This window comes from Corynebacterium sp. HMSC27B11 (assembly GCF_001815985.1).
Classification (GTDB): Bacteria; Actinomycetota; Actinomycetes; order Mycobacteriales; family Mycobacteriaceae; genus Corynebacterium.
Map to the genome: position 1 here is coordinate 1 of NZ_KV823565.1, position 633 is coordinate 633.

Consider the following 633-nt stretch of genomic DNA (forward strand, 5'->3'; position numbering starts at 1 on the left):
GGCGGGGCGCGGGGTGTTCCCCGCGGCTCCCGCCGCTTCTATGTCGGGTCAGTGTTGAGGTGTGGTGGCCTCAACGCTGGCTCGGGGTGCGCTGTTTAGTACAGGCGCTTGCGCAGAGTCATCAGCGCGGTGCCGATGAGGATCAGCAGTGCTGCGATCCCTGCTGGCATGGCGATGCTTGCGCCGGTGCGTGCCAGTGCGGACTGGCTGCTGGACTCGGCCTGCTCTGGCTGGCTGCCCTGCTGGGCAGGGCTGCTGGAGCTACCGGCGGAGCCGGAGGTACCGGAGCTGCCACCCGAGTTACCCGGAGCGGCTGGCTGCTCGCTCGGCTTCTCGGACTCGCCTGGCTTGCCTGGCTCCTTGTCGCCCGGCTTGCTTGGCTCACCTGGCTCCTTGTCGCCTGGCTTGTTCGGCTCGTCCGGCTTCTCGTCGCCCGGCTTGCTCGGCTCGCCTGGCTTGCTTGGCTCGCCTGGCTTGCTCGGCTTACCTGGCTTCTTGTCGCCCGGCTTGCTCGGCTCGCCTGGCTCCTTGTCGCCCGGCTTGTCACCCGGGGTGTCGTCACCTGGCTTGTCGCCCGGCTCCGAAGGATCGTTTGGCTTTGGATCCTTCGGGTCCTGAGGGTTCGGGTTGTCC

At 68.1% G+C, this 633-nt stretch carries 1 pseudogene; it reads right to left on the reverse strand.

Annotation, left to right across the window (positions count from 1 at the left end):
* Window positions 1-95 precede the first annotated feature (95 nt).
* A pseudogene (locus tag HMPREF3097_RS09755) lies at window positions 96-633 on the reverse strand (cell surface protein); the annotation flags it as partial.